The organism is Sulfitobacter sp. M13, from assembly GCF_053474885.1.
Map to the genome: position 1 here is coordinate 3,177,009 of NZ_CM130281.1, position 20,277 is coordinate 3,197,285.

General features: G+C 56.6%; 25 protein-coding genes. 9 read left to right on the forward strand and 16 right to left on the reverse strand.

From position 1 onward, the window contains the following. Positions 1 to 23: 23 nt before the first annotated feature. Entirely contained in the window at positions 24 to 1,622 is a 1,599-nt protein-coding gene (locus ACVBAU_RS15340) for a phosphoenolpyruvate carboxykinase (RefSeq protein ID WP_138925048.1), read from the forward strand. Positions 1,623 to 1,669: 47 nt separating this feature from the next. Here the strand turns inward: ACVBAU_RS15340 and ACVBAU_RS15345 are convergent, their stop codons facing one another. Continuing rightward, complete coding sequence (locus ACVBAU_RS15345; RefSeq protein WP_448327026.1) at positions 1,670 to 2,386, reverse strand: hypothetical protein; 717 nt, start codon at positions 2,384 to 2,386, stop codon at positions 1,670 to 1,672. A 78-nt stretch (positions 2,387 to 2,464) separates the two neighbouring features. Further along, positions 2,465 to 3,295: a LysR family transcriptional regulator gene (locus tag ACVBAU_RS15350; protein WP_448329012.1), complete on the reverse strand. Its 831-nt coding sequence runs from the start codon at positions 3,293 to 3,295 to the stop codon at positions 2,465 to 2,467. Positions 3,296 to 3,515: 220 nt separating this feature from the next. On the opposite strand from ACVBAU_RS15350, the gene ACVBAU_RS15355 reads away from it, so the two are divergent. Continuing rightward, the gene (locus ACVBAU_RS15355; protein WP_138925046.1) at positions 3,516 to 3,875 is read left to right on the forward strand and encodes a helix-turn-helix domain-containing protein; all 360 of its coding nucleotides are present in this window, start codon (positions 3,516 to 3,518) and stop codon (positions 3,873 to 3,875) included. A 3-nt stretch (positions 3,876 to 3,878) separates the two neighbouring features. Here ACVBAU_RS15355 and ACVBAU_RS15360 read toward each other — a convergent pair whose 3' ends face one another. Continuing rightward, entirely contained in the window at positions 3,879 to 4,646 is a 768-nt protein-coding gene (locus ACVBAU_RS15360) for a sulfite exporter TauE/SafE family protein (RefSeq protein WP_448327028.1), read from the reverse strand. Between the two features lie 146 nt (positions 4,647 to 4,792). On the opposite strand from ACVBAU_RS15360, the gene ACVBAU_RS15365 reads away from it, so the two are divergent. Together ACVBAU_RS15365 and ACVBAU_RS15370 are read left to right on the forward strand one after the other, a co-directional pair. Then, a complete protein-coding gene (locus tag ACVBAU_RS15365) occupies positions 4,793 to 6,478 on the forward strand; it encodes an acyl-CoA dehydrogenase family protein (RefSeq protein WP_448327029.1) in 1,686 nt (561 codons plus the stop codon). A 50-nt stretch (positions 6,479 to 6,528) separates the two neighbouring features. Continuing rightward, positions 6,529 to 6,924 (forward strand): META domain-containing protein, encoded by a 396-nt coding sequence (locus ACVBAU_RS15370; RefSeq protein ID WP_448327030.1) that lies wholly within the window; start codon positions 6,529 to 6,531, stop codon positions 6,922 to 6,924. On the opposite strand, the gene recO is transcribed toward ACVBAU_RS15370, so the two are convergent. The 11 genes from recO to folK all read right to left on the reverse strand — a co-directional run bounded on the left by recO (position 6,908) and on the right by folK (position 15,655). After that, positions 6,908 to 7,633 carry a DNA repair protein RecO gene (gene recO / locus ACVBAU_RS15375; RefSeq protein WP_448327031.1) on the reverse strand — a complete coding sequence of 242 codons (726 nt, stop codon included), beginning with the start codon at positions 7,631 to 7,633 and terminating at the stop codon, positions 6,908 to 6,910. The genes ACVBAU_RS15370 and recO overlap by 17 nt on opposite strands. Continuing rightward, the gene (locus ACVBAU_RS15380; protein WP_448327033.1) at positions 7,633 to 7,962 is read right to left on the reverse strand and encodes a DUF1491 family protein; all 330 of its coding nucleotides are present in this window, start codon (positions 7,960 to 7,962) and stop codon (positions 7,633 to 7,635) included. The genes recO and ACVBAU_RS15380 overlap by 1 nt, the downstream gene beginning before the upstream one ends. Positions 7,963 to 8,022: 60 nt before the next feature. Beyond that, positions 8,023 to 8,931 (reverse strand): GTPase Era, encoded by a 909-nt coding sequence (gene era / locus ACVBAU_RS15385; RefSeq protein ID WP_138925040.1) that lies wholly within the window; start codon positions 8,929 to 8,931, stop codon positions 8,023 to 8,025. Beyond that, the gene (gene rnc / locus ACVBAU_RS15390; RefSeq protein WP_138925039.1) at positions 8,928 to 9,614 is read right to left on the reverse strand and encodes a ribonuclease III; all 687 of its coding nucleotides are present in this window, start codon (positions 9,612 to 9,614) and stop codon (positions 8,928 to 8,930) included. Before rnc ends, era begins: the two co-directional genes overlap by 4 nt. Further along, the gene (lepB, locus tag ACVBAU_RS15395) at positions 9,611 to 10,447 is read right to left on the reverse strand and encodes a signal peptidase I (protein ID WP_448329014.1); all 837 of its coding nucleotides are present in this window, start codon (positions 10,445 to 10,447) and stop codon (positions 9,611 to 9,613) included. Before lepB ends, rnc begins: the two co-directional genes overlap by 4 nt. Positions 10,448 to 10,558: 111 nt before the next feature. After that, positions 10,559 to 10,966: a holo-ACP synthase gene (acpS, locus tag ACVBAU_RS15400; RefSeq protein WP_138925037.1), complete on the reverse strand. Its 408-nt coding sequence runs from the start codon at positions 10,964 to 10,966 to the stop codon at positions 10,559 to 10,561. Positions 10,967 to 10,975: 9 nt separating this feature from the next. Further along, positions 10,976 to 11,728, reverse strand: coding sequence for a pyridoxine 5'-phosphate synthase (locus ACVBAU_RS15405; RefSeq protein ID WP_138925036.1), 753 nt, complete (start codon positions 11,726 to 11,728; stop codon positions 10,976 to 10,978). Then, complete coding sequence (locus ACVBAU_RS15410) at positions 11,712 to 12,407, reverse strand: DUF2062 domain-containing protein (RefSeq protein WP_448327036.1); 696 nt, start codon at positions 12,405 to 12,407, stop codon at positions 11,712 to 11,714. The genes ACVBAU_RS15405 and ACVBAU_RS15410 overlap by 17 nt, the downstream gene beginning before the upstream one ends. A gap of 34 nt (positions 12,408 to 12,441) precedes the next feature. Beyond that, positions 12,442 to 14,592: a RelA/SpoT family protein gene (locus ACVBAU_RS15415; protein WP_335744473.1), complete on the reverse strand. Its 2,151-nt coding sequence runs from the start codon at positions 14,590 to 14,592 to the stop codon at positions 12,442 to 12,444. Positions 14,593 to 14,628: 36 nt separating this feature from the next. Next, a complete protein-coding gene (rpoZ, locus tag ACVBAU_RS15420; RefSeq protein WP_093731733.1) occupies positions 14,629 to 14,982 on the reverse strand; it encodes a DNA-directed RNA polymerase subunit omega in 354 nt (117 codons plus the stop codon). 70 nt (positions 14,983 to 15,052) lie between these two features. Then, positions 15,053 to 15,655, reverse strand: coding sequence for a 2-amino-4-hydroxy-6-hydroxymethyldihydropteridine diphosphokinase (folK, locus tag ACVBAU_RS15425; RefSeq protein WP_448327039.1), 603 nt, complete (start codon positions 15,653 to 15,655; stop codon positions 15,053 to 15,055). 127 nt (positions 15,656 to 15,782) lie between these two features. Between folK and ACVBAU_RS15430 the strand changes: the two genes are divergently transcribed. From ACVBAU_RS15430 to ACVBAU_RS15450, 5 genes are all read left to right on the forward strand, one after another. Then, positions 15,783 to 16,328 carry a LabA-like NYN domain-containing protein gene (locus ACVBAU_RS15430; RefSeq protein WP_138925033.1) on the forward strand — a complete coding sequence of 182 codons (546 nt, stop codon included), beginning with the start codon at positions 15,783 to 15,785 and terminating at the stop codon, positions 16,326 to 16,328. A 222-nt stretch (positions 16,329 to 16,550) separates the two neighbouring features. Further along, positions 16,551 to 17,501, forward strand: a complete 951-nt coding sequence (gene ispH / locus ACVBAU_RS15435) for a 4-hydroxy-3-methylbut-2-enyl diphosphate reductase (RefSeq protein ID WP_448327042.1) — start codon at positions 16,551 to 16,553, stop codon at positions 17,499 to 17,501. Continuing rightward, positions 17,498 to 17,950 carry a DUF3429 domain-containing protein gene (locus tag ACVBAU_RS15440; protein ID WP_448327044.1) on the forward strand — a complete coding sequence of 151 codons (453 nt, stop codon included), beginning with the start codon at positions 17,498 to 17,500 and terminating at the stop codon, positions 17,948 to 17,950. The genes ispH and ACVBAU_RS15440 overlap by 4 nt, the downstream gene beginning before the upstream one ends. A gap of 69 nt (positions 17,951 to 18,019) precedes the next feature. Next, complete coding sequence (gene rnhA / locus ACVBAU_RS15445) at positions 18,020 to 18,475, forward strand: ribonuclease HI (protein ID WP_138925029.1); 456 nt, start codon at positions 18,020 to 18,022, stop codon at positions 18,473 to 18,475. Then, positions 18,472 to 19,095, forward strand: coding sequence for a trimeric intracellular cation channel family protein (locus ACVBAU_RS15450; protein ID WP_138925028.1), 624 nt, complete (start codon positions 18,472 to 18,474; stop codon positions 19,093 to 19,095). The genes rnhA and ACVBAU_RS15450 overlap by 4 nt, the downstream gene beginning before the upstream one ends. A 2-nt stretch (positions 19,096 to 19,097) precedes the next feature. Here ACVBAU_RS15450 and ACVBAU_RS15455 read toward each other — a convergent pair whose 3' ends face one another. After that, positions 19,098 to 19,337 carry a hypothetical protein gene (locus tag ACVBAU_RS15455; RefSeq protein WP_448327046.1) on the reverse strand — a complete coding sequence of 80 codons (240 nt, stop codon included), beginning with the start codon at positions 19,335 to 19,337 and terminating at the stop codon, positions 19,098 to 19,100. 3 nt (positions 19,338 to 19,340) lie between these two features. Beyond that, the gene (gene fmt / locus ACVBAU_RS15460; RefSeq protein WP_448327048.1) at positions 19,341 to 20,255 is read right to left on the reverse strand and encodes a methionyl-tRNA formyltransferase; all 915 of its coding nucleotides are present in this window, start codon (positions 20,253 to 20,255) and stop codon (positions 19,341 to 19,343) included. Positions 20,256 to 20,277 lie beyond the last annotated feature (22 nt).

Here is a 20,277-nt window from a genome sequence, read left to right on the forward strand (position 1 = left end):
GATGCAGCTACAGGAGACATCACATGACGTTAGGCCGCGTAAATCCGCAATTCCGCCTCGAAGACCAAGGCATTAGCGGGCTGGGTGATGTCTATTACAACATGATCGAGCCCGCCCTGGTAGAGGCCGCGCTCAAGCGCGATGAAGGCACCTTGGGCAAAGGCGGTGCGTTTCTGGTCACAACGGGTAAGTTTACCGGCCGCTCTCCCAAAGACAAACATGTCGTGAAAACTGATAGCGTCGCTGACAAAATCTGGTGGGAAAACAATGCGGCGATGTCCCCCGAAGGGTTTGACGCGTTGCATCAAGATATGCTCGCCCACATGCAGGGTCGAGACTACTTCGTTCAGGATCTCGTCGGCGGTGCCGACCCCAAACACGCAATCAACGTGCGCATGGTGACCGAACTTGCTTGGCATGGCTTGTTTATTCGCCACATGCTTCGCCGTCCGGATCGTGACGCTCTGGACAGCTTCATCGCAGATTTCACCGTAATCAATTGCCCCAGCTTCTCTGCCGATCCGGCAAAGCATGACTGCCGTTCGGAAACGGTTATCGCGATGAACTTTGACAAGAAGATGATCCTTATTGGCGGGACCGAGTATGCAGGTGAGAACAAGAAATCGGTGTTCACCCTGCTGAACTATCTACTGCCGGAGAAAGGTATCATGCCGATGCACTGCTCGGCCAACCATGCCACCGGCAACCCCGTTGATACCGCCGTGTTCTTCGGCCTGTCGGGTACAGGCAAGACCACCTTGTCCGCCGACCCCGGCCGCACGCTTATTGGTGATGACGAACATGGTTGGTCGGACAATGGCACCTTCAACTTTGAAGGCGGATGCTATGCGAAGACGATCAACCTGAGCAGCGAAGCCGAACCCGAGATTTACGCGACGACCGAAAAGTTCGGTACCGTCATCGAGAATATGATCTTTGACCAAGAAACCAAAGAGCTTGATTTCGATGACGATAGCCTGACCGCCAACATGCGTTGCGCCTACCCGCTGCACTATATCTCGAACGCATCCGCCAAAGCGACCGGCGGTCACCCCAAAAATATCATCATGTTAACCTGCGATGCGTTCGGTGTGCTCCCTCCCATCGCGCGTTTGACACCTGCGCAGGCGATGTACCACTTCCTGTCGGGCTTCACATCCAAGGTAGCAGGCACTGAGCGTGGCGTAACCGAACCCGAGCCTACATTCTCGACCTGTTTCGGTGCGCCTTTCATGCCACGTCGCCCTGAAGTTTACGGGAACCTCCTGCGCGAGAAAATTGCAACGCATGGTGCCACCTGCTGGTTGGTGAACACTGGCTGGACCGGCGGCGCTTATGGCACCGGTAGCCGCATGCCGATCAAGGCCACCCGCGCGCTGCTAACCGCGGCGCTGGAAGGATCACTCGCAGGCGTTGAATACCGCAAAGACCCGAACTTCGGCTTTGACGTTCCGGTCGCGGTGACGGGGGTTGCGGACATCCTTCTGGACCCGCGCAGAACTTGGGACAATCCTGCTTCCTACGATCGTCAGGCGGCCAAACTGGTCAAGATGTTCGCGGAAAACTTCGAACAATACCTCCCCTATATCGACGACGACGTGAAAGCCGCCTCAATCGGTTGATCCTATCAGAGCCGCGCGAAAAGCGCGGCTCTTTTTTTTAGCGCCCCCTACGCCGCCTTCGACGAACGGTCTGACAGCGGCATATCGAGAATAAACCGTAGATCCTCGCGCTCCATATACGCCATAAAGCCTTCTACGGGCGCATCTTGACCATTAATGAACCACCGCAACGTGCCGGGCTCGGTATGCATATAGCCATGACGTGCTGGGAACCCCTTATAAACAACTGCGTTTGTCATGAAGGCAATGACGTGGTCTGGATCCCAATGCTGCATTGCCTGCCAGAAGGCATAGCGCCCCAATAGCGATGATAGGCCGGCGGTTTTAAACTCACGCGGTGTTGCACCCACCCAAAACTCGCCATGATAGCACACGTCGCCAGCGATGCGGTGCGCCCCCGGCCCCGCGCGATACCGCGAGCGGTGGAAATCGATATCAACGCCCGGAGGTGGAAATTCTACGAATGACCGGCGCAGGTACTCGGCCAGTTTTGCTCCGTTCAACTCCAACATACGCATGGCCTGCGTATGCATAACTTCACCTTTTGAATTCCGCCCAACGATCCAAAAGGCGTTATTCTCGTTCAGGACATTCGTGATCGGGTCAAAAGGCAGCCCGATTAAATGATCCGGTCGCGCGTCCTGCAATAGTTCCTTATAGTCCCTAAAGTCATAACCGACCGTTAACGTGATCCCAGCTTTGCGCAGGATCTCCGAACTGCTGGCGATAAAACGTTCGCCGCTCTGAAAACTCAACAACGTCATACTGAACTCTCCTCTGGTGAAATTCCACCAAAGGGTAGCCTATTTGACAAAAGTTAGCTTCGAATTTTAGGTAGACGCCTAGAAGCGCACTATGGCGTCGTCGGGCATGCCCGACATTGCGGCCTGATCTAGACCGGAGATGGTCACATGGCGCGATCTATCTACTGCTGAGATCAAGGCTAAACTACCGTCAGGAAACCGGCTCGCCATTAAAAGTCTCTTATATGCCAGCGGGATAAGTTCTCCGCTAGCTGTGTCGCGCGGTATTTGCGTTACGATCTCGTCCAAGCGTACCCCGCCGTTAGCCTGCACCTCCCGAAAGGGAAAATCCAGCATAGCCTCGAACTCGGGCCCGCCGGGAAAATTCGCCAGAGGCCGTCCGATGCTACTACGCGCATTCTCCCAACCCCACCAATTTGTATAAAATGATTCCTGACCCACCTCGATGCAGATCCACCCGCTCGGAGTGTCGCGATACACCAGAACATAAGGACGAATTTTCTGGAAATTCTCGTGCTCTAACCGCCCTTCGCTACTCACCCAGGCTACGAATGCTTCCTTTATCATCGGCGACTCGCCATCCCAAATCTGCGTTAAGGGCCGCTGCTGCTGATAGAAGTTCCAACCATTTGGCGTTTCGTGCGACAGTCGCAACAGGCCGCCGGAGCTTCTAGTATTGCCGCCAATCCACACCTTACCGCGCGCGAGAAACTCTCGCGCTTCTGGTAAGGCTTCCTCACCACGCTGGGTTAGACGATATCGGCGCTCGTCGACATCGAACAACGGGGCATCCAGATAGTCCTCAATTTGGGCAATATGGCGCCGTACTGTCTGCCTCGTACTTCCCAACAGGCGCACAGCTTGACTAAGATTGAGAGTGTCCGCGAGAACGATAAAAGATCTAACCATTTCATATAGTAACGGCGGGATTCTCTCCGCTTCGGTTTCACCTAGTCCTGTGTTATCGACACTATTCATTGGCCACCGATGGTAAATTAATAATACATTAAAGAGTTATTCATAATACATCAGTGGACATTTTGTAACCACAAATTGAATAAATCTATCCAATTGATCGGAAAGAGAGATTTGAGGATGACTAACTACAACAACAACCGGAGGTATCAGAATGTCGCATCCCGTAGACATCCACGTCGGCAAGAAACTAAAACAGATTCGTACGCTGCGTCGTTTTTCTCAAACCGATGTGGCCAAACGGTTAAATTTGTCCTTTCAGCAAATCCAGAAATACGAAATTGGCTCAAACCGTGTCGCTGCCAGCCGTCTATTTGAATTGTCTCAAATTCTAGACGTGGCCCCCGCCTATTTCTTCGAAGGGCTGCATGACGCCACAAACGACGCCCCCAAGGCCGACCCCAGCATCGAGATCGTCAGCGCTTTGGCCGCGATAAATGACGACGCGCTTAAAACACGCATCGTGACATTTATCGAAGATGTGTCAGGATTAACCGTCGCGCGGCAAAGTTAGGCGCTAGCCAAATACACCGCGGCGGACCAAATTTGCGCCCGCAATTAACAGGATGACCAGCGTCGTTTTTTTAAAAGACGCTTGGTCAATCTTGTCCATCACTAGGCTACCTAGCCACATACCGATCAACGATGGCACGATCATAACGGCCGAAAAAGGCACGGTTTCCGCGCGCAGTACGCCCGATCCAAAGTGCGAAATCAGCAATAATATAGCGCCCAACCCATAGATGACGCCTTGTACACGCATCTGATCATGTTTGGGCGTTCCAAGCGCGGTAAGGTAGGCAACCGTCGGCGGCCCCCAAACGGCTGAAACTCCGCCGATGGCACCAGCGAACATCCCGATGGCGGCCTCTAATTTCGTGGATCTATGCGTTAGGGTAAAACTTCGTCCCGTGACCTGCCACAAAGCAAACAGCGTTATCGGCACACCAATCACCAACATCATCGTATCAGCGGCGAGGAACCGCACTGTCTGGGCAGACAGACAAAGTGCTACCCCTCCGGCGATTAGGAAAACTTTAAACATTTTTACGCTGCGCCACGCAGCGGCTACACCCTGCCGTAAGGCCTGAAACATGTTCGTGACTACCGTTGGAAAGATCAGCCCGGCAAGCGCGAGCTCGGGCGATAGAAACATTGTGAGCCCAGATATGAGCACCAAGGGCATCGCGAAGCCCACCACCCCCTTAATAAACCCAGCTACAAGTCCGACCCCGAAGGCAAATGCCCATTCTCCCGGTGTCATTAAGGTAAAAAACATGTCCATGGGCCTGTTCATACCAAGTTTAACAATAGGCGCACGCGAAATCATCTACGTAATTTTAAACCAAATTGCCGCACTGAAACGTATCTTTATTGTGCTGCACCTGCGAAAGGTTTATGTCGTCTTTAACCAACTAAGGGAGCTTACAGATGGCACATGATGGACAAGACGTGATTGCTGGCACCGACGTTGTGATCGAAGACTTGCTCGCGATCACCAAATCAACACTGGCTCCCGTGGATCGCCTATTAGATGCAGCGAAAACCGCGGTACGCGCGATCGTATCGCAAGATGGAAAAGTGGCAAACGCACTTGTCGAGGAAAATCAGACAGCGGCGCATGGGCTTGCTTGGCTTGCCACCTATGCGCAGTCTCTTCACCAGATGCAGCTGTGGGCAGAAAAACTTCAGGCCGAAGGAAACTTTTCCGAAACTGAACAGCTGATCCATCAAATCGCCTTCGGTGAATATCTGTGCCAGATGACCGGCGGCATTCAGATGAACCAAGGTGAAATCCTGCGCCTGCACGATCTCGGCGTAGCAGCCGAGGATCAGGCCGCATTCACGAACGCTGGCATCACTGCATTGCAAAAGCAGGGCAATACGCAAGCCGCACGCACACGTCTTGTTGAACTGATGCAAGAGCAATCCGCTAACATCACCGTGGGTCGGTCCGGCCTCGATGAAGAGCTAGAGATGATCCGCGAGCAGTTCCGCCGCTACGCTGTTGAAAAAGTCGAGCCCTTCGCCCACGAATGGCACCTCAAGGACGAGCTGATCCCGATTGAGATCATCAATGAGTTGGCAGAAATGGGCGTTTTCGGCCTGACAATTCCCGAGGAATACGGCGGCTTTGGACTGTCCAAAGCCTCTATGTGTGTCGTCTCCGAAGAATTATCGCGCGGCTATATCGGTGTTGGGTCTCTGGGGACACGCTCGGAAATCGCAGCGGAGCTGATCATCGCGGGCGGAACAGATGCTCAGAAAGAAAAGTGGCTTCCCCGGATTGCGAGCGCTGAGACCCTGCCCACGGCCGTATTTACAGAGCCGAATACCGGTTCTGATCTTGGCTCCCTGCGCACCCGCGCAGTGAAGGACGGCGACGACTATAAGGTGACTGGTAACAAAACATGGATCACGCATGCAGCGCGCACCCATGTCATGACTCTTTTAGCACGGACCGATCCCCAGACGTCAAATTACAAAGGATTATCGATGTTCTTGGCCGAAAAAACGCCAGGTGATGATGAAAACCCCTTCCCGTCCGAAGGCATGACCGGCGGCGAAATCGAAGTGCTTGGCTATCGCGGTATGAAAGAATACGAGCTCGCCTTCGATGGTTTCCATGTCAAAGGTGAAAATCTGTTGGGTGGCGAAGAGGGCAAAGGCTTTAAACAGCTAATGGAAACCTTTGAAAGCGCGCGTATCCAGACGGCCGCGCGCGCCATTGGGGTTGCACAATCCGCGCTCGACATCTCCATGCAATACGCGATCGACCGCAAGCAATTTGGAAAATCCCTGATCAACTTCCCTCGTGTGTCTTCTAAACTTGCGATGATGGCGGTCGAGATTATGATCGCGCGTCAGCTCACTTATTTCTCTGCCTTCGAGAAAGATGAAGGTCGTCGCTGTGATGTCGAAGCGGGCATGGCCAAGCTGCTCGGCGCACGTGTCGCCTGGGCCGCGGCCGACAACGGTCTGCAAATTCACGGCGGCAACGGCTTTGCGCTGGAGTATAAGATCAGCCGCGTCCTCTGTGATGCCCGTATCCTCAATATCTTTGAAGGTGCCGCAGAAATCCAGGCGCAGGTCATCTCGCGCCGCTTGCTAGGATAGTGTCACAGCGGCCTGATGGCTAACACCGTCGGGCCGCTTTCGCACCGAGCATGTTCAAATTCATCCCTCTACTACTTATGGCGGCTCTGACAAACCTGTGCAGTCGGGATGAAACCGCTCGGGCATATGGCGCTGCAGACCGGCTTTGGGATCTACAGGAGGTGAACGGCGTCCCGTTCCCGGCAAACGCGACGCTGTCCTTCCTAGCCGCAGAAACAATCGCCATCCAAGGCCCGTGCAACCGGATCACCGCGTCGAATACAGTGCCCTATCCGTGGTTTTCAGTCACGCTCGTATCCTCCACCAAAAGATCCTGCCCTGACCTGCAGCACGAAAAATCACTCGCCAACGCGCTCGAACGCACCACAGTTATCGAAATACTGGATAATGTAATGATCCTTTCTAACACCGAGAACCTTAATATGGTGTTTATCGCTGCCGACTGAAGGCCTCCACGTATCGCGCTCGCGCCTCAGGCAAGGGCCTTCCCCCAAGATCTCGCGCCAGATGCCGTTCTAGAAAGTAGCCCGTGGTTTTGAACGCCAACGCAATATCTGCGTCGCTCGCATCACCCTCACCACGGAGCACGGGCGACAGCGGCAACATCTTGTCCACCCACTCTCCAGCCCCCTCCCGTGTGACGGCACGACCCGTTTTTGGCGACACGAAGATCAACCCGCTTGTCCGTCCGGTTACAGCACAAACGCTAAGATCAAGCCCGTAGCCCAGTTCGTCTAGTAAACTGATTTCCCACTGAAGATAGGCAAGCGGCCACAGGTCCCCCTGTCCCAGAAGGTCCAGCAACGTTTCGGTTCGCCGGTATAGCGGTGTATGGGGCTCGCGTTCAGGCAGCGCAAAAACCAGCAAACCTGTCACGGCATTCAATCCCGCGAGGCTCATCCTGTCGTTCATCGCCAATGCGGCTCGGCTCCGCACGGGCTCGACAGTAAAAGCACCGATGTGGTCTTCCAATCGTGCGCGCCATGAGACATCCAACTGGGCACCCGGCTGCAGAATTGGCGCGATCTTGCGGCTGGTGCCGCCGCGCACGATCCCGGCGTGACGCCCGCGTTCTGGCGTAAAAACCTCGATAATCGCCGATGTTTCGCCGTGGCGGCGCGTGCTCAGCAAAATGCCCTGATCGCGCCACTCCATCAGCTCAGACCATCCTCGTGCAACAGATGCCGGCCTTGCCGGTCTTCGACTTCGATCACCCATAGATCCGGGTCATAGCCACGTTGCCGACTGATCGACTCATCGACATCGGGCTCTTGGCCACTTGTCATCTCGACCCAGCTCCGTTCGCCACTGATCAAATCAAAGCTTTTATGAAAAAGCTGTGCATTTCCATCCAATGTGGCCAGCTTCACCAGAACCGCGCCGCCGGTGTCATCCCCGTGCGCGACAACAAACGCCGGTATATCATAGACCCGCAGCCGCGCGAGATAGGCGTCGACCCAGAACCGCGCCGTCAGCCGGGCCATGACAGGCCCTTGCTTCCAAATGGTGAGAGATCCTCCCCGAAGGGTCGGGTTGCACCAAACCTAGACATTGCCGTCTTTGAACTCCAACCCCATTTCAGAGTAGCGCTCCGCCTCGTCGAGCCAGTTCGGGCGCACCTTGACCTGCAGGAATAGATGAACCTTTCGACCCAGAAACTCTTCGAGCTCTTCGCGCGCGGCTTTGCTGACGGACTTGATTGTTTCGCCTTTGTTGCCCAGCACAATACCTTTGTGCCCGTCACGCACCACATAGATCAGTTGATCTACCCGCGCCGACCCATCCTTGCGCTCTTCCCAGTTCTCGGTCTCAACCGTCAGCTGGTACGGCAGCTCTTGGTGCAGGCGAAGGATCAGCTTTTCTCGGGTCATTTCGGCAGCAATCATGCGCATCGGCAGGTCGGCGATCTGATCTTCGGGGTAAAGCCATGGGCTCTCGGGCAACTCGGCTGCAAGCCAATGGCGCAACGTATCGACACCATGCCCGCGCTCGGCTGAAATCATGAAGGTCCCGACGAAATTATAACGGTCGTTCATCTCTTTGCTGAGACCCAGCAAAACCGGTGCATCAACGCGGTCAATTTTATTGATCGCCAGCGCGACTTTACGTCCCTTGCCGATGTCGGCCAAACCTTCGAGAATTCGTTCCACACCTTCGGTGATGCCGCGATTGGCTTCGATCAGCAGGATGACAATATCTGCATCTGCAGCGCCCCCCCAAGCAGCAGCCACCATGGCGCGATCCAGACGACGGCGGGGTTGGAACAGGCCGGGCGTGTCCACGAACACAAGCTGGCTTTGCCCTTCCATCGCAACGCCGCGGATCCGGGCGCGTGTGGTTTGCACCTTATGGGTCACAATCGACACTTTCGCGCCGACCATGCGGTTCAGCAACGTCGATTTGCCCGCGTTGGGCTCGCCTATCAGGGCGATAAATCCGGCGCGCGTGGTCATGAGGGTCTCTCCAATTGGGCCAAGAGCGTCTTGGCAGCGGCCTGTTCGGCCTGACGTTTCGAAGGGGCGGACGCAACGGCGCTGGCCCCGCTTTCAATACGGGCAGTGATGGTAAACACAGGGGCGTGGTCTGGCCCCTGCCGGTCAGTCTGGACATAGGCGGGGGGCGGCAAGCCGCGCGCCTGTGCCCATTCCTGCAACGCGGTTTTGGCATCGCGGGCGTCTTGCTTGACCTGCAGTACCCGCGGACCCCACAGCCGCAGGATCAACGCTCTGGACTCGTCAAACCCGCCATCTAGATAGACAGCTGCGATTATAGCCTCGATCGCGTCGCCCAACAATGCCTGCTTGCGCCGACCGCCTGATAGCATCTCAGAGCGACCGAGCTTGAGCACAGCCCCCATGTCGATTTCGCGCGCGACCTCCGCACAGGCTTCTTTGCGTACCAGCGCGTTGAACCGCGGGGCCAGCTGGCCTTCGGTCGCGGCGGGATCAAGGTTAAGCAGCGCTTCGGCCATCACCAGCCCCAAGACGCGGTCGCCCAGAAACTCAAGCCGCTGGTTATCGTCGCGGTTGGCCGACGACATAGAGGCGTGGGTCACCGCACGATTCAACAGCTCGGGCTTGGTAAAGTGGTACCCGATACGGCCCTCAAAGGCCCGGAGATCAGCGTTTAACTTCACTTGACCGCCTTAAAGAAACGATCGCCACGCCACGTCCAGAAAAACAGCATGGACCGCCCCCCCGAACTGAACATGATCCGATCCGCGCGCCCAATTAGATTCTCAAACGGGACAAAACCCACGCCACCGGCTTGTTGCGCCAGACGGCTATCGGCCGAATTATCGCGGTTATCGCCCATGAAAAAGTAATGCCCTTCCGGCACCGAATACACTCCGGTGTTGTCCGACGCTTGATTACCGATGTTCAAGATCGGGTGCTCTACGCCATTGGGCAAAACTTCGATCTGGCGGGTCTTTTTACACATTCCACCGGCACCGACCGCACCATTTTCACAGCGTGGACGCATACCCTGCGGTCCTTGCCGGTCCATGACTTCTTCGAAAACACCCTCATCACGCAGCTCGACCGCGGTGCCGTTGATGCTGACTGTTCCATCGGTGACCTGGATCTTATCGCCCGGCAACCCGATCAGACGTTTGATATAGTCGCGGCCCGATACCGGATGACGGAAAACAACGACATCCCCGCGCTCAGGCTCGGATCCGAACAGACGTTTGTTGTCGCCATCAAACACGCCGCAGATATCCTTCGCGTCCACTTCTATGCCGAAACGGGGCATCATCACGCTGGGGCAGGACGCGTAGGAATAGCCATAAGCCATTTTGTTCACGAACAGGAAATCACCGATCAACAGCGTCTCTTTCATCGACCCTGACGGAATCCAGAACGGCTGGAAAAACAGGGTCCGGAAGACACCCGCAATCAACAGCGCATAGACAATCGTTTTGATGGTTTCGACAAAGGCGTTGCCGGTTTTCTCTTTGGCGGCCATTTTGGCGCTCCTGTTCATGCGTTCGAGCGTTACATGCGGGTGCCATTGCCGCAAGTCAAGCAACCCCGCCCCCGATCCATCGACCGATTGGGCCATGATTTGCCGTTGCGGCTAGATACCTGCCTTGGGGCGGGCTTCGATGACGACAAATGCCTGGGCCCAAGGGTGATCGTCGGTCAACGTGACATGAATGATCGCCTCATGTCCTTCGGGTGTCATTTCGGCCAGACGTTCTGCGGCCCAACCGGTCACTTCCATCACCGGCTGGCCGGTTCGAAGATTGCTCACGGCCATGTCCCGCCATGCGATCCCCATGCGCAGTCCGGTACCAAGTGCCTTTGAACAAGCCTCCTTGGCAGCCCATCGCTTGGCATAGGTCCCCGCGATATCGCGCCGCCGTTCAGCCTTTTGCTGTTCAACTTCGGTAAATACGCGATTTCTAAAACGGTCACCAAAGCGGTCCAGCGTGCCTTGAATCCGTTCGATATTCGCAAGGTCAGTCCCAATGCCTAAAATCATGCCGCGCCCTCAGCCCTTGCGGGCGTCATCCATCAGGCGGCGCATCTCGGCGATGGCGGGACCAAGCCCCAGAAAGATTGCCTCGCCGATTAGGAAGTGTCCGATGTTCAGCTCTTGCACTTCAGGGAAGGCGGCGATCGGGCTCACGGTGTCATAGGTCAGCCCGTGGCCTGCGTGCACTTCAAGCCCCAGATCATGCGCAAATTTCGACATTTCCTCGAGCTTTTGAAGTTCTTTCTGCGCTTCTTCCCAATGCCCTTCGGCATAGGCGTCGCAATACGCACCGGTGTGCAGCTCGATCACTTCGGCCCCGATGCGGTTCGCGGCTTCGATCTGACGCTGGTCGGCGGCGATAAAAATGCTGACGCGGCTACCTGCTTCGCGCAGCGGGGCAATGAAGTGCGCCAACCGGTTTTCTTCGCGCGCAACTTCCAAACCGCCCTCGGTGGTCCGCTCCTCGCGCTTTTCGGGCACGATGCAAACCGCATGGGGTTTGTGGCGCAAGGCGATGGCCTGCATCTCTTCGGTGGCTGCCATTTCAAAGTTCAGCGGCACCGTCAGCACCTCTTGCAGACCCTCGATATCGGCATCCGTGATGTGACGGCGATCCTCGCGCAGGTGTGCCGTAATCCCGTCGGCCCCCGCCTCTTGCGCGGCCCGAGCAGCACGCAGCGGATCAGGATAGGCACCACCGCGCGCATTCCGCACAGTTGCCACGTGGTCAATATTTACACCCAGCCGAAGCTTACCTTGTGCCGCCATGGTCTTTCCCCTTCAGAGCCGCCTGCTCTGCCTTGCGTTTCGCCTCTGCCTTGGCCGAGGCTTTTTTCTTCAACGAGTCAAACTTGGCCTTAATCGCGCCCTTGCGTCGTTTTTGATAGGCCCGAAGCAACGGTACAGCCAGATAATACGCGATTGTCGCGCAGATCATGCCGGGCACAATGCCCCCGATCAAATACGGATAAAACACCTGATGCCAGAATACCTCAAGCCCGGACCAATCCATGTCCCGGTTCGTTAGCATCGCGACAAAATTGGCCAACAAATCGTGTCCAGCGTCAAAAAACTTGCCGCCGAATGACCGGTGTTCGCCCGTCTGCATCTGAGACCCGAGTATCCAGTGCCCCATCGACAGCGATGACAATCCAATTGGCACATAGGTCAGTGGGTTGCCAAAAAACGTCCCCATCAGCGCCGCCAGCAGGTTGCCCCGCATCATCCGCGACACCAACGCCGCAACGATAAAATGCATCCCGTAAAACGGCGTGAATGTTGTGAAAACCCCGGCCCAAATCCCGCGTGCAATCCGTTCGGGCGTATCAGGCAACCGGCGCATACGGTGTTTGACATAGTGGAATGCCCGCGTCCAACCACCCCGAGGCCACATGAATTCAGCCATCGCGCGCACTGTCGGCTTTGGATCGCGGCGTTTGAAGATCAACAGTTCGTCCTTGGGTCAGCGCAGTCCGGGCGGATCATGCGTCTTTGCTGCCTGCCTTGAACAAATCGGGGTTCCGATATCGGCTGATCTCGGCCACTTCGCTCTCGGCCTCCAGCATGGGGATCAAAGAATGCAGATGTGCAATGTCTCGCAGCTCTACGTAGATCAGCAACCGGAAAAAGTCAGGCTTGCGGTCCAAAAATTCCAAATCCGCGATATTGGCCGAGGATTGCCCGATCAGGGTACAGATCCGCCCCAAGACCCCTGCGCCATTGCCGATGGTCAGATCCAGCGTCGCGCCATAGATCGCCGGATGCGGGCCATCGTGCCACCGCAGGTCCAGCCAGCGTTCGGGTTGGTCCTCGTAATGCGACAGGCGTTCACAGTCGATCGTGTGTATTTTTACGCCCTGCCCGCGGAAGGTAATCCCGACAATACGTTCCCCCGGAAGCGCCTGACAGCACGGGGCCCGATCAAAGGATTGACCCGCCTCCAAACCGACAACCGCTCGTTTGCGGTCGACATGTTCGCCGGGTTTGGGGCGCAGGTTGGGATAGACGGCTTGCACCACTTCTTGACCCGACAGTTCTGCCGACCCAAGTTGCGCCAGCAACTCTTCCTCGTTGGACAGCCGGAGGTTGCGCGCGGCGGTGCGCAGTACTTTCTCTGTCGCAGATTTATTCATCTGCTCAAAAGCCGAGCGCGCCAATTCGCGCCCCAAACTGACAAAGCGCGCGCGATCCAATTCACGCAGCGACCGACGTATCGCCGTTTTCGCCTTGCCGGTCGTTGCAATATCCAGCCACGTTGCCTGCGGTGTTTGACCTTGGGCGGTAATAATCTCTATCGACTGTCCGTTTTTCACCCGCGTCCACAACGGAACGCGCATACCGTCGATCTTGGCCCCCACGCAGGCAGCGCCGATTCGCGTGTGGATCGCATATGCGAAATCGATCGGCGTGGCTCCACGGGGCAGTTTGACCACCTCGCCCTTGGGCGTAAAACAGAACACTTGGTCGGCGTACATCTCGAGCTTGACCGCCTCGAGGAAATCCTCGTGATCTTCTTCCGAATCAAGCTGCTCTGTCAGCTGCGCGACCCATTTCACGGGATCGACTGCGAACGGGTTTCGCGACCGTACACCGTCACGATAGGACCAATGCGCCGCCACACCGGATTCGGCGACATCATGCATCTGCCGCGTTCTGATCTGCACCTCGACCCGTTTACCGTCACGACCAGAAACGGTGGTGTGGATCGACCGATAGCCGTTGGTTTTAGGCTGGCTGATATAATCCTTGAACCGTCCCGGAACAGCCCGCCACCGTCGGTGAATGGTGCCAAGAGCGCGGTAGCATTCATCCTCTGACGTAGTGATAACGCGGAAACCGTAAATATCCGATAAACGGGAAAAAGATTGCTGCTTTTCCTGCATTTTCCGCCAGATCGAATAGGGCTTCTTCGCACGGCCGAAGACCTCGGCCTCTATTCCCGCCTTCTCAAGCTCGTGACGCATGTCGCCGGTAATGCGCTGGATCACGTCACCGGTTTCACGTTGCAGCGTGATGAACCGCCGGATGATGGATTGCCGCCCCTCGGGGTTGAGTACGCGGAACGCCAGATCTTCAAGCTCTTCGCGCATCCATTGCATCCCCATACGCCCCGCAAGAGGCGCATAGATATCCATTGTTTCGCGTGCTTTCTGAATCTGCTTATCAGGGCGCATCGACTTGATCGTGCGCATATTATGCAGTCGATCCGCCAACTTAACCAAAATAACCCGCAGGTCTTTCGACATTGCCATAAACAACTTACGAAAGTTTTCGGCCTGCTTTGTCTCGTTAGAGTTCAGCTGCAAGTTGGTCAGCTTGGTCACACCATCGACCAGCTCGGCCACGTCGCGCCCGAATTTTTCATCCACGCTGCGATAGGACGCTTTCGTGTCCTCAATCGTGTCGTGCAACAATGCGGTGATGATGGTCGCGTCGTCCAGCTGCTGTTCGGTCAGAATCGCCGCAACAGAGACCGGATGCGTAAAATAGGGCTCCCCTGAATGGCGGAACTGCCCATCGTGCATCTGCTGGCCATACTCATAGGCCAGCCGGATCTGATTCTCGTTTGTCTTAGGGTTATAGGCGCGCACAAGCGCGATAAGGTCTTCAGCCGTAATGTCGGCGGTATTCATGCCTGTCCTGCCTATAAGCCCCGTAGGGCGGGGGCCTTAGCCCTGCCCTTGTGCCGCCATCAACTGCCGCAGCAGCATTTCTTCGGACATGCTGTCCTCTTCGGGCTTATCTTGTTCTGCCCCCATAAGAAGCGCCATCGCGTCCTCTTCGGGTTCATCAACTTCGATTTGGTTCTGATTGCTTTCGATCAGGCGTTCACGCAGATCGTCAGCCGACTGCGTTTCATCTGCAATCTCGCGCAGGGAAACGACAGGGTTCTTGTCGTTATCACGATCAACAGTGACCGGCGAACCAGCCGCGATTTCGCGGGCACGGTGCGCGGCAAGCATGACAAGCTCGAACCGGTTTGGCACTTTATCTACACAATCTTCGACGGTGACGCGGGCCATGGGGGTGCTCCAATCATGAATGCTGCAAGAAGCCGACTATTTAGAAGCCATCGGCGGAATTTACAAGGCCCTATTCCATGGGCCATACCCCCTTTTTATCTGCCTCAGGTAGGTCATTCAACATCTCTTGAACTGTTTTGCCAATCAGCGGATGACGCCAGTCCGGCGCGATATCGGCAAGCGGCACCAGGACGAAGGCGCGATCTTGTAAACGAGGGTGCGGCAAGATCAGTTCTTTAGGGGCGCGAACCGACTGTTGTTCGATAGCGAGCTCGCGCCAGACGGTCTGAATCTCTGCATCAGGCAACACCGTATCCCCCATTGCGATCAAATCCAGATCCACCGTACGGGGGCCCCAACGGTTTATCCTTTCGCGCCCCAACTCCGCCTCTACAGCGTGAAGAATGGCTAAAATCTGATCGGCCTCACCGCCGAATCTGATTCTTGCGGTAGTATTTACAAAGTTTGGGCCAGACCCCGCCGGATACGCATGGGTTGAGTAGAGCGGACTAACAGCGACGACTTGTACTGCCATGTTCTCCAGCACCTCAAGGGACTTGAGCACTGTATCAGCGGGCCCTCCCACAACCGAAGATTGATTACTCCCCAAGGCGATCAGCGCTTCCCTGCCGATTCCCACTCCATCGTCACGGGCTGTACCGAATGTCTTCACTTGCTGCCCCCTCAAAAAGTCTTAGGTAGTATTATATTCAAGTCGGAAACTGATTTTGAAACATTTCGTTTTATAGCGGCGCTACACGACGCACTTTTCCGGACGACGTGTATTAGAAAGGCATTTCATGTTCTACAAGGACGAACGCTTAGCTTTGTTCATCGACGGCTCCAACCTGTACGCCGCCGCCAAGAACCTGGGCTTTGATATCGACTACAAGCTGTTGCGGCAGGAATTCATGCGGCGCGGGAAGCTGTTGCGCGCGTTTTATTACACGGCTCTGCTCGAGAATGACGAATATTCGCCGATACGACCATTGGTCGACTGGCTGAACTACAACGGGTTCTCGATGGTGACCAAGCCCGCCAAAGAATACACGGACAGCATGGGCCGCCGCAAAGTTAAGGGCAACATGGATATCGAGCTTGCGGTCGACGCGATGGAGCTCGCGCCACATCTTGACCATATCGTGATCTTTTCCGGTGACGGGGATTTTCGCCCGCTGGTGGAAAGCCTGCAACGGCAGGGCGTACGCGTGTCTGTCGTCAGCACAATCCGCAGCCAGCCGCCTATGATCTCTGACGAATTACGCCGTCAGGTCGACAATTTCATCGAGCTCGAAGACCTGCGCGATGTCATTGGCCGCCCGCCACGTGAAACACCGGACGCATAAGCGATCGCCTACTTCGCCTCTTGTGGGGCAAAGCGGACCAAAATACCAAAATATCATTGGCGCAATTTGATATAGATTTCGCCGATTTCTTGATCCCCACCTGCTTATCTCGCGTCCCCCGTTCAGGGCATGCGTCGCGTGGCAAAAGCGCATTGATCTGCTGCCGGTCTGGACGATGCGCGGCGCAAGCCTTACCTATGGCCCCAGCCCGAGGAGAGATTGATGACCAAACCGCCTTTGACCTTATACCTTGCCGCGCCGCGCGGGTTCTGTGCGGGCGTGGACCGTGCGATCAAGATCGTCGAAATGGCCATCGAGAAGTGGGGCGCACCAGTCTACGTGCGCCACGAAATCGTGCACAATAAATTTGTCGTCGATGGATTGCGTGAACGCGGCGCAATCTTTGTCGAAGAGCTTTCGGAATGCCCCGATCACCGACCCGTGATCTTCTCAGCTCACGGGGTGCCCAAGGCCGTGCCCGCCAAAGCCGAAGCGCGCAATATGGTGTATGTCGACGCCACCTGCCCGCTTGTCTCCAAGGTTCATATCGAAGCACAGCGACATGCCGATGCGGGCTTGCAGATGATCATGATCGGTCACGCGGGCCACCCAGAAACCATCGGGACGATGGGGCAACTGCCACCGGGCGAGGTTCTGCTGGTTGAAACCCCCGCTGATGTCGACGCCGTCGAGGTGCGCGATCCGGCCAAACTGGCATATGTCACCCAAACCACGCTCAGCGTCGATGACACCGCGGAAATCGTCGCGGCGCTGAACCGCCGCTTCCCTCAAATCATCGGGCCGCACAAAGAAGACATCTGCTATGCCACTACCAACCGCCAAGAAGCGGTCAAGGCGATGGCTCCGAAGTGCGATGCGATGCTGGTGGTTGGCGCGCCGAATTCGTCGAATTCACGCCGTCTCGTCGAGGTTGGATCGCGTGCGGGGTGCGCGTATGCCCAGCTGGTACAGCGCGCGACGGATATTGATTGGCGCAGCCTTGAAGGCATCACAAGCATCGGCATCACGGCGGGTGCCTCTGCCCCCGAGCAACTGATCAACGAAGTAATCGACGCCTTCAAAAACCGCTACGAGGTGACCACAGAACTGGTCGAAACCGCCGTCGAAAACGTCGAGTTCAAGGTCCCCCGCGTTCTGCGCGTGCCCGCATGACCGGCATCCCCCGCGCACCGCTCTGGCTTGGCCTTGCCGGTCTGATCCCGTTCATCTGGGGGGCACTGACCGGGCTGGTTGATCCCTTGGCCAATTGGGGGGCTGCGACCTTGGGCGGGCGCTTTGTAGGACCTTATATTCAATTATTCTATGGCACTGTTATCCTTTCCTTCATGTCTGGCGTGCTATGGGGGTTCGCAACAAAGATCAGCGGGGCCAAGGCCACTGCTGGGTATATCCTCGCTGTGCTGCCGGCGCTGTGGGCTTTTTTCATGACCAGCGGCGGCCCTGTCGGGGCCGGGTTAAACCTGATGTTCGGTTTTGCCGGCCTGGTGGTATTGGATGCAGCGTTCTGGCACTGGCGTCTTGCGCCACGTTGGTGGTTGAAACTGCGCACGCTGCTGACTGCCGTGGTGCTGGCCTGTCTCGCCGTGAGCGTCTTTCTTTAACGGCAAAAGTCGCCTATCCAAGACAAAATAGACTGGACGCCCCCACGCCAGACTGGATAAGGCAGCCCTATGACAAAGTTAATTGCATATACTGATGGTGCCTGTTCAGGCAATCCCGGCCCCGGCGGCTGGGGGGCCCTAATGCGAGCGATGGATGGTGACAAGGTCGTCAAACAACGCGAGCTGAAAGGCGGCGAACCCGATACGACCAACAACCGGATGGAACTCATGGCCGCCATCAGTGCCCTCGAAGCACTGGCCCGCCCAACAGAGATCACCATCGTCACAGACAGCAACTACGTCAAAAACGGCATCACCGGCTGGATTTTTGGTTGGAAGAAAAACGGCTGGAAAAATGCCGCGAAAAAGCCTGTAAAAAACGCAGAACTTTGGCAGCGCCTGGACACCGCGAATGCGCGGCATCAGGTGACATGGGAGTGGGTCAAGGGCCACGCGGGGCATCCGGAAAACGAACGTGCGGATGAACTGGCCCGGGCTGGCATGGCCCCGTTCAAGACAAAATGAGCCTGCTCACCCTGCTCGAGTACGCCTCCGTGCTGGTCTTTGCGATCACGGGTGCTCTTGTCGCCAGCCGCGCGCAGCTTGATCTGGTGGGCTTCGCCTTTATTGCCTGCCTGACGGCTTTGGGCGGCGGCACTTTGCGGGATCTCCTGCTCGATCGGAACCCGATTTTCTGGATCGCAAACCCTACGCATCTCGCCTTAGGTGTGACTGCCGCGCTGGTGGTTTTTCTTTCAGCGCACCTTTTAGAAAGCAGATATCGCGCCTTACTTTGGCTTGATTCCATCGCTCTTGCCGTGGCCGTCGCCGCTGGTACCGGCGTCGCAATTTCTCTGGATCAATCGCCCGTCGTCGTCGTCTTGATGGGGATAATCACAGGCTGCATGGGCGGGCTGATGCGTGATGTCGTCGTCGGCGAAGTACCGTTGGTTTTGCGCCAGGGGGAGCTTTACGTGACCGCAGCTTTCGCCGGTGCTGCCACCGCTGTAATCATCCGCAGCATTTTAGGGGACGATCCGATTTCTCTGTTTGCCGGGGCCTGCGTAACATGGGTTCTGCGCGCCGGATCGTTGTATTTCGGGTGGCATTTGCCCGTCTACAAAAGCCGGCCACCGCGGGTGTAACCCTATTTCCGACGCCAATGAAACGGTACGATAATCAGGGCCCCGATAGAAGAAGCGATGGCGTTCATACCGGCGGAGTTGAACCCGAAGCCGAACATCAGCCGGACAAAATAGAACAAGAATGCCCCGCCAACGCAAATAATAATCGACGCAAGATAGCCGTTGCGGGTAAAGCCGGCCTTCTCGGCAAAAAAGCCCACAAGACCCGCAATCACGACCGTGCCGATAAGCGTCGGAAGCATATTTTACCCTTTGCTCAGAACTGTGCCCGCCGCGATCTGCGCGCCACGCTGGAATGTCTCGGCATCTTGCGCCGCTTTCCCCGCACGTTGCAAGCGGATCAACCGCACCGCGCCGGTCCCGCAGGCTACAGTCAGGCTCGCATCCAAGACCTCCCCCGCAGTACCGCCCCCCTCCGCAAGGGCAGAGGCCAGCACCTTTACACGCGTATCGTTCAGATCAAACCAAGCCCCCGGAAACGGCGACAGGCCCCGGATCTGACGATCGACGTCGGTTGCGGGGCGAGACCAATCGATGCGCGCCTCGGACTTATCAATCTTGCTGGCGTAGGTCACGCCCACGTCGGGCTGCTGCTCTGGCTCAAGCTCCGGCAGCTGACGCAGCGCCTCAACAATCAACTCTGCGCCCAGATTACTTAACCGGTCGTGAAGTTCGATCGTCGTCTCAGTACTGCGGATCGGTGTGGCAGCGCGCAGCAGCACCGGACCTGTATCCAGCCCAGCCTCCATTTGCATGATGCAAACGCCGGTTTCTTCATCACCGGCCATGATCGCACGATGGATCGGCGCAGCACCGCGCCAGCGCGGCAACAGGCTCGCGTGGATGTTCAGACACCCGGATTTGGGCGCATCCAGAACCGCTTGCGGCAGAATGAGGCCATAGGCGACAACAACCGCGACATCAGCGTCAAGCGCGGCGAACTCGGCCTGCGCCTCGTCCGTTTTCAACGACACAGGGTAACGAACAGGCAAGCCAAGCGCCGCGGCCCGCTGCTGCACCGCGCTCGGACGATCTTTTTTACCACGCCCTGCTGGTCGGGGCGGTTGACAATAGACGGCGGCGATTTCGTGGCCGGCCAGCACCAATGCGTCCAACACAGGCACTGAAAACTCGGGCGTTCCCATAAAGATCACACGCATCGTACACATCCTCTTAAAACGT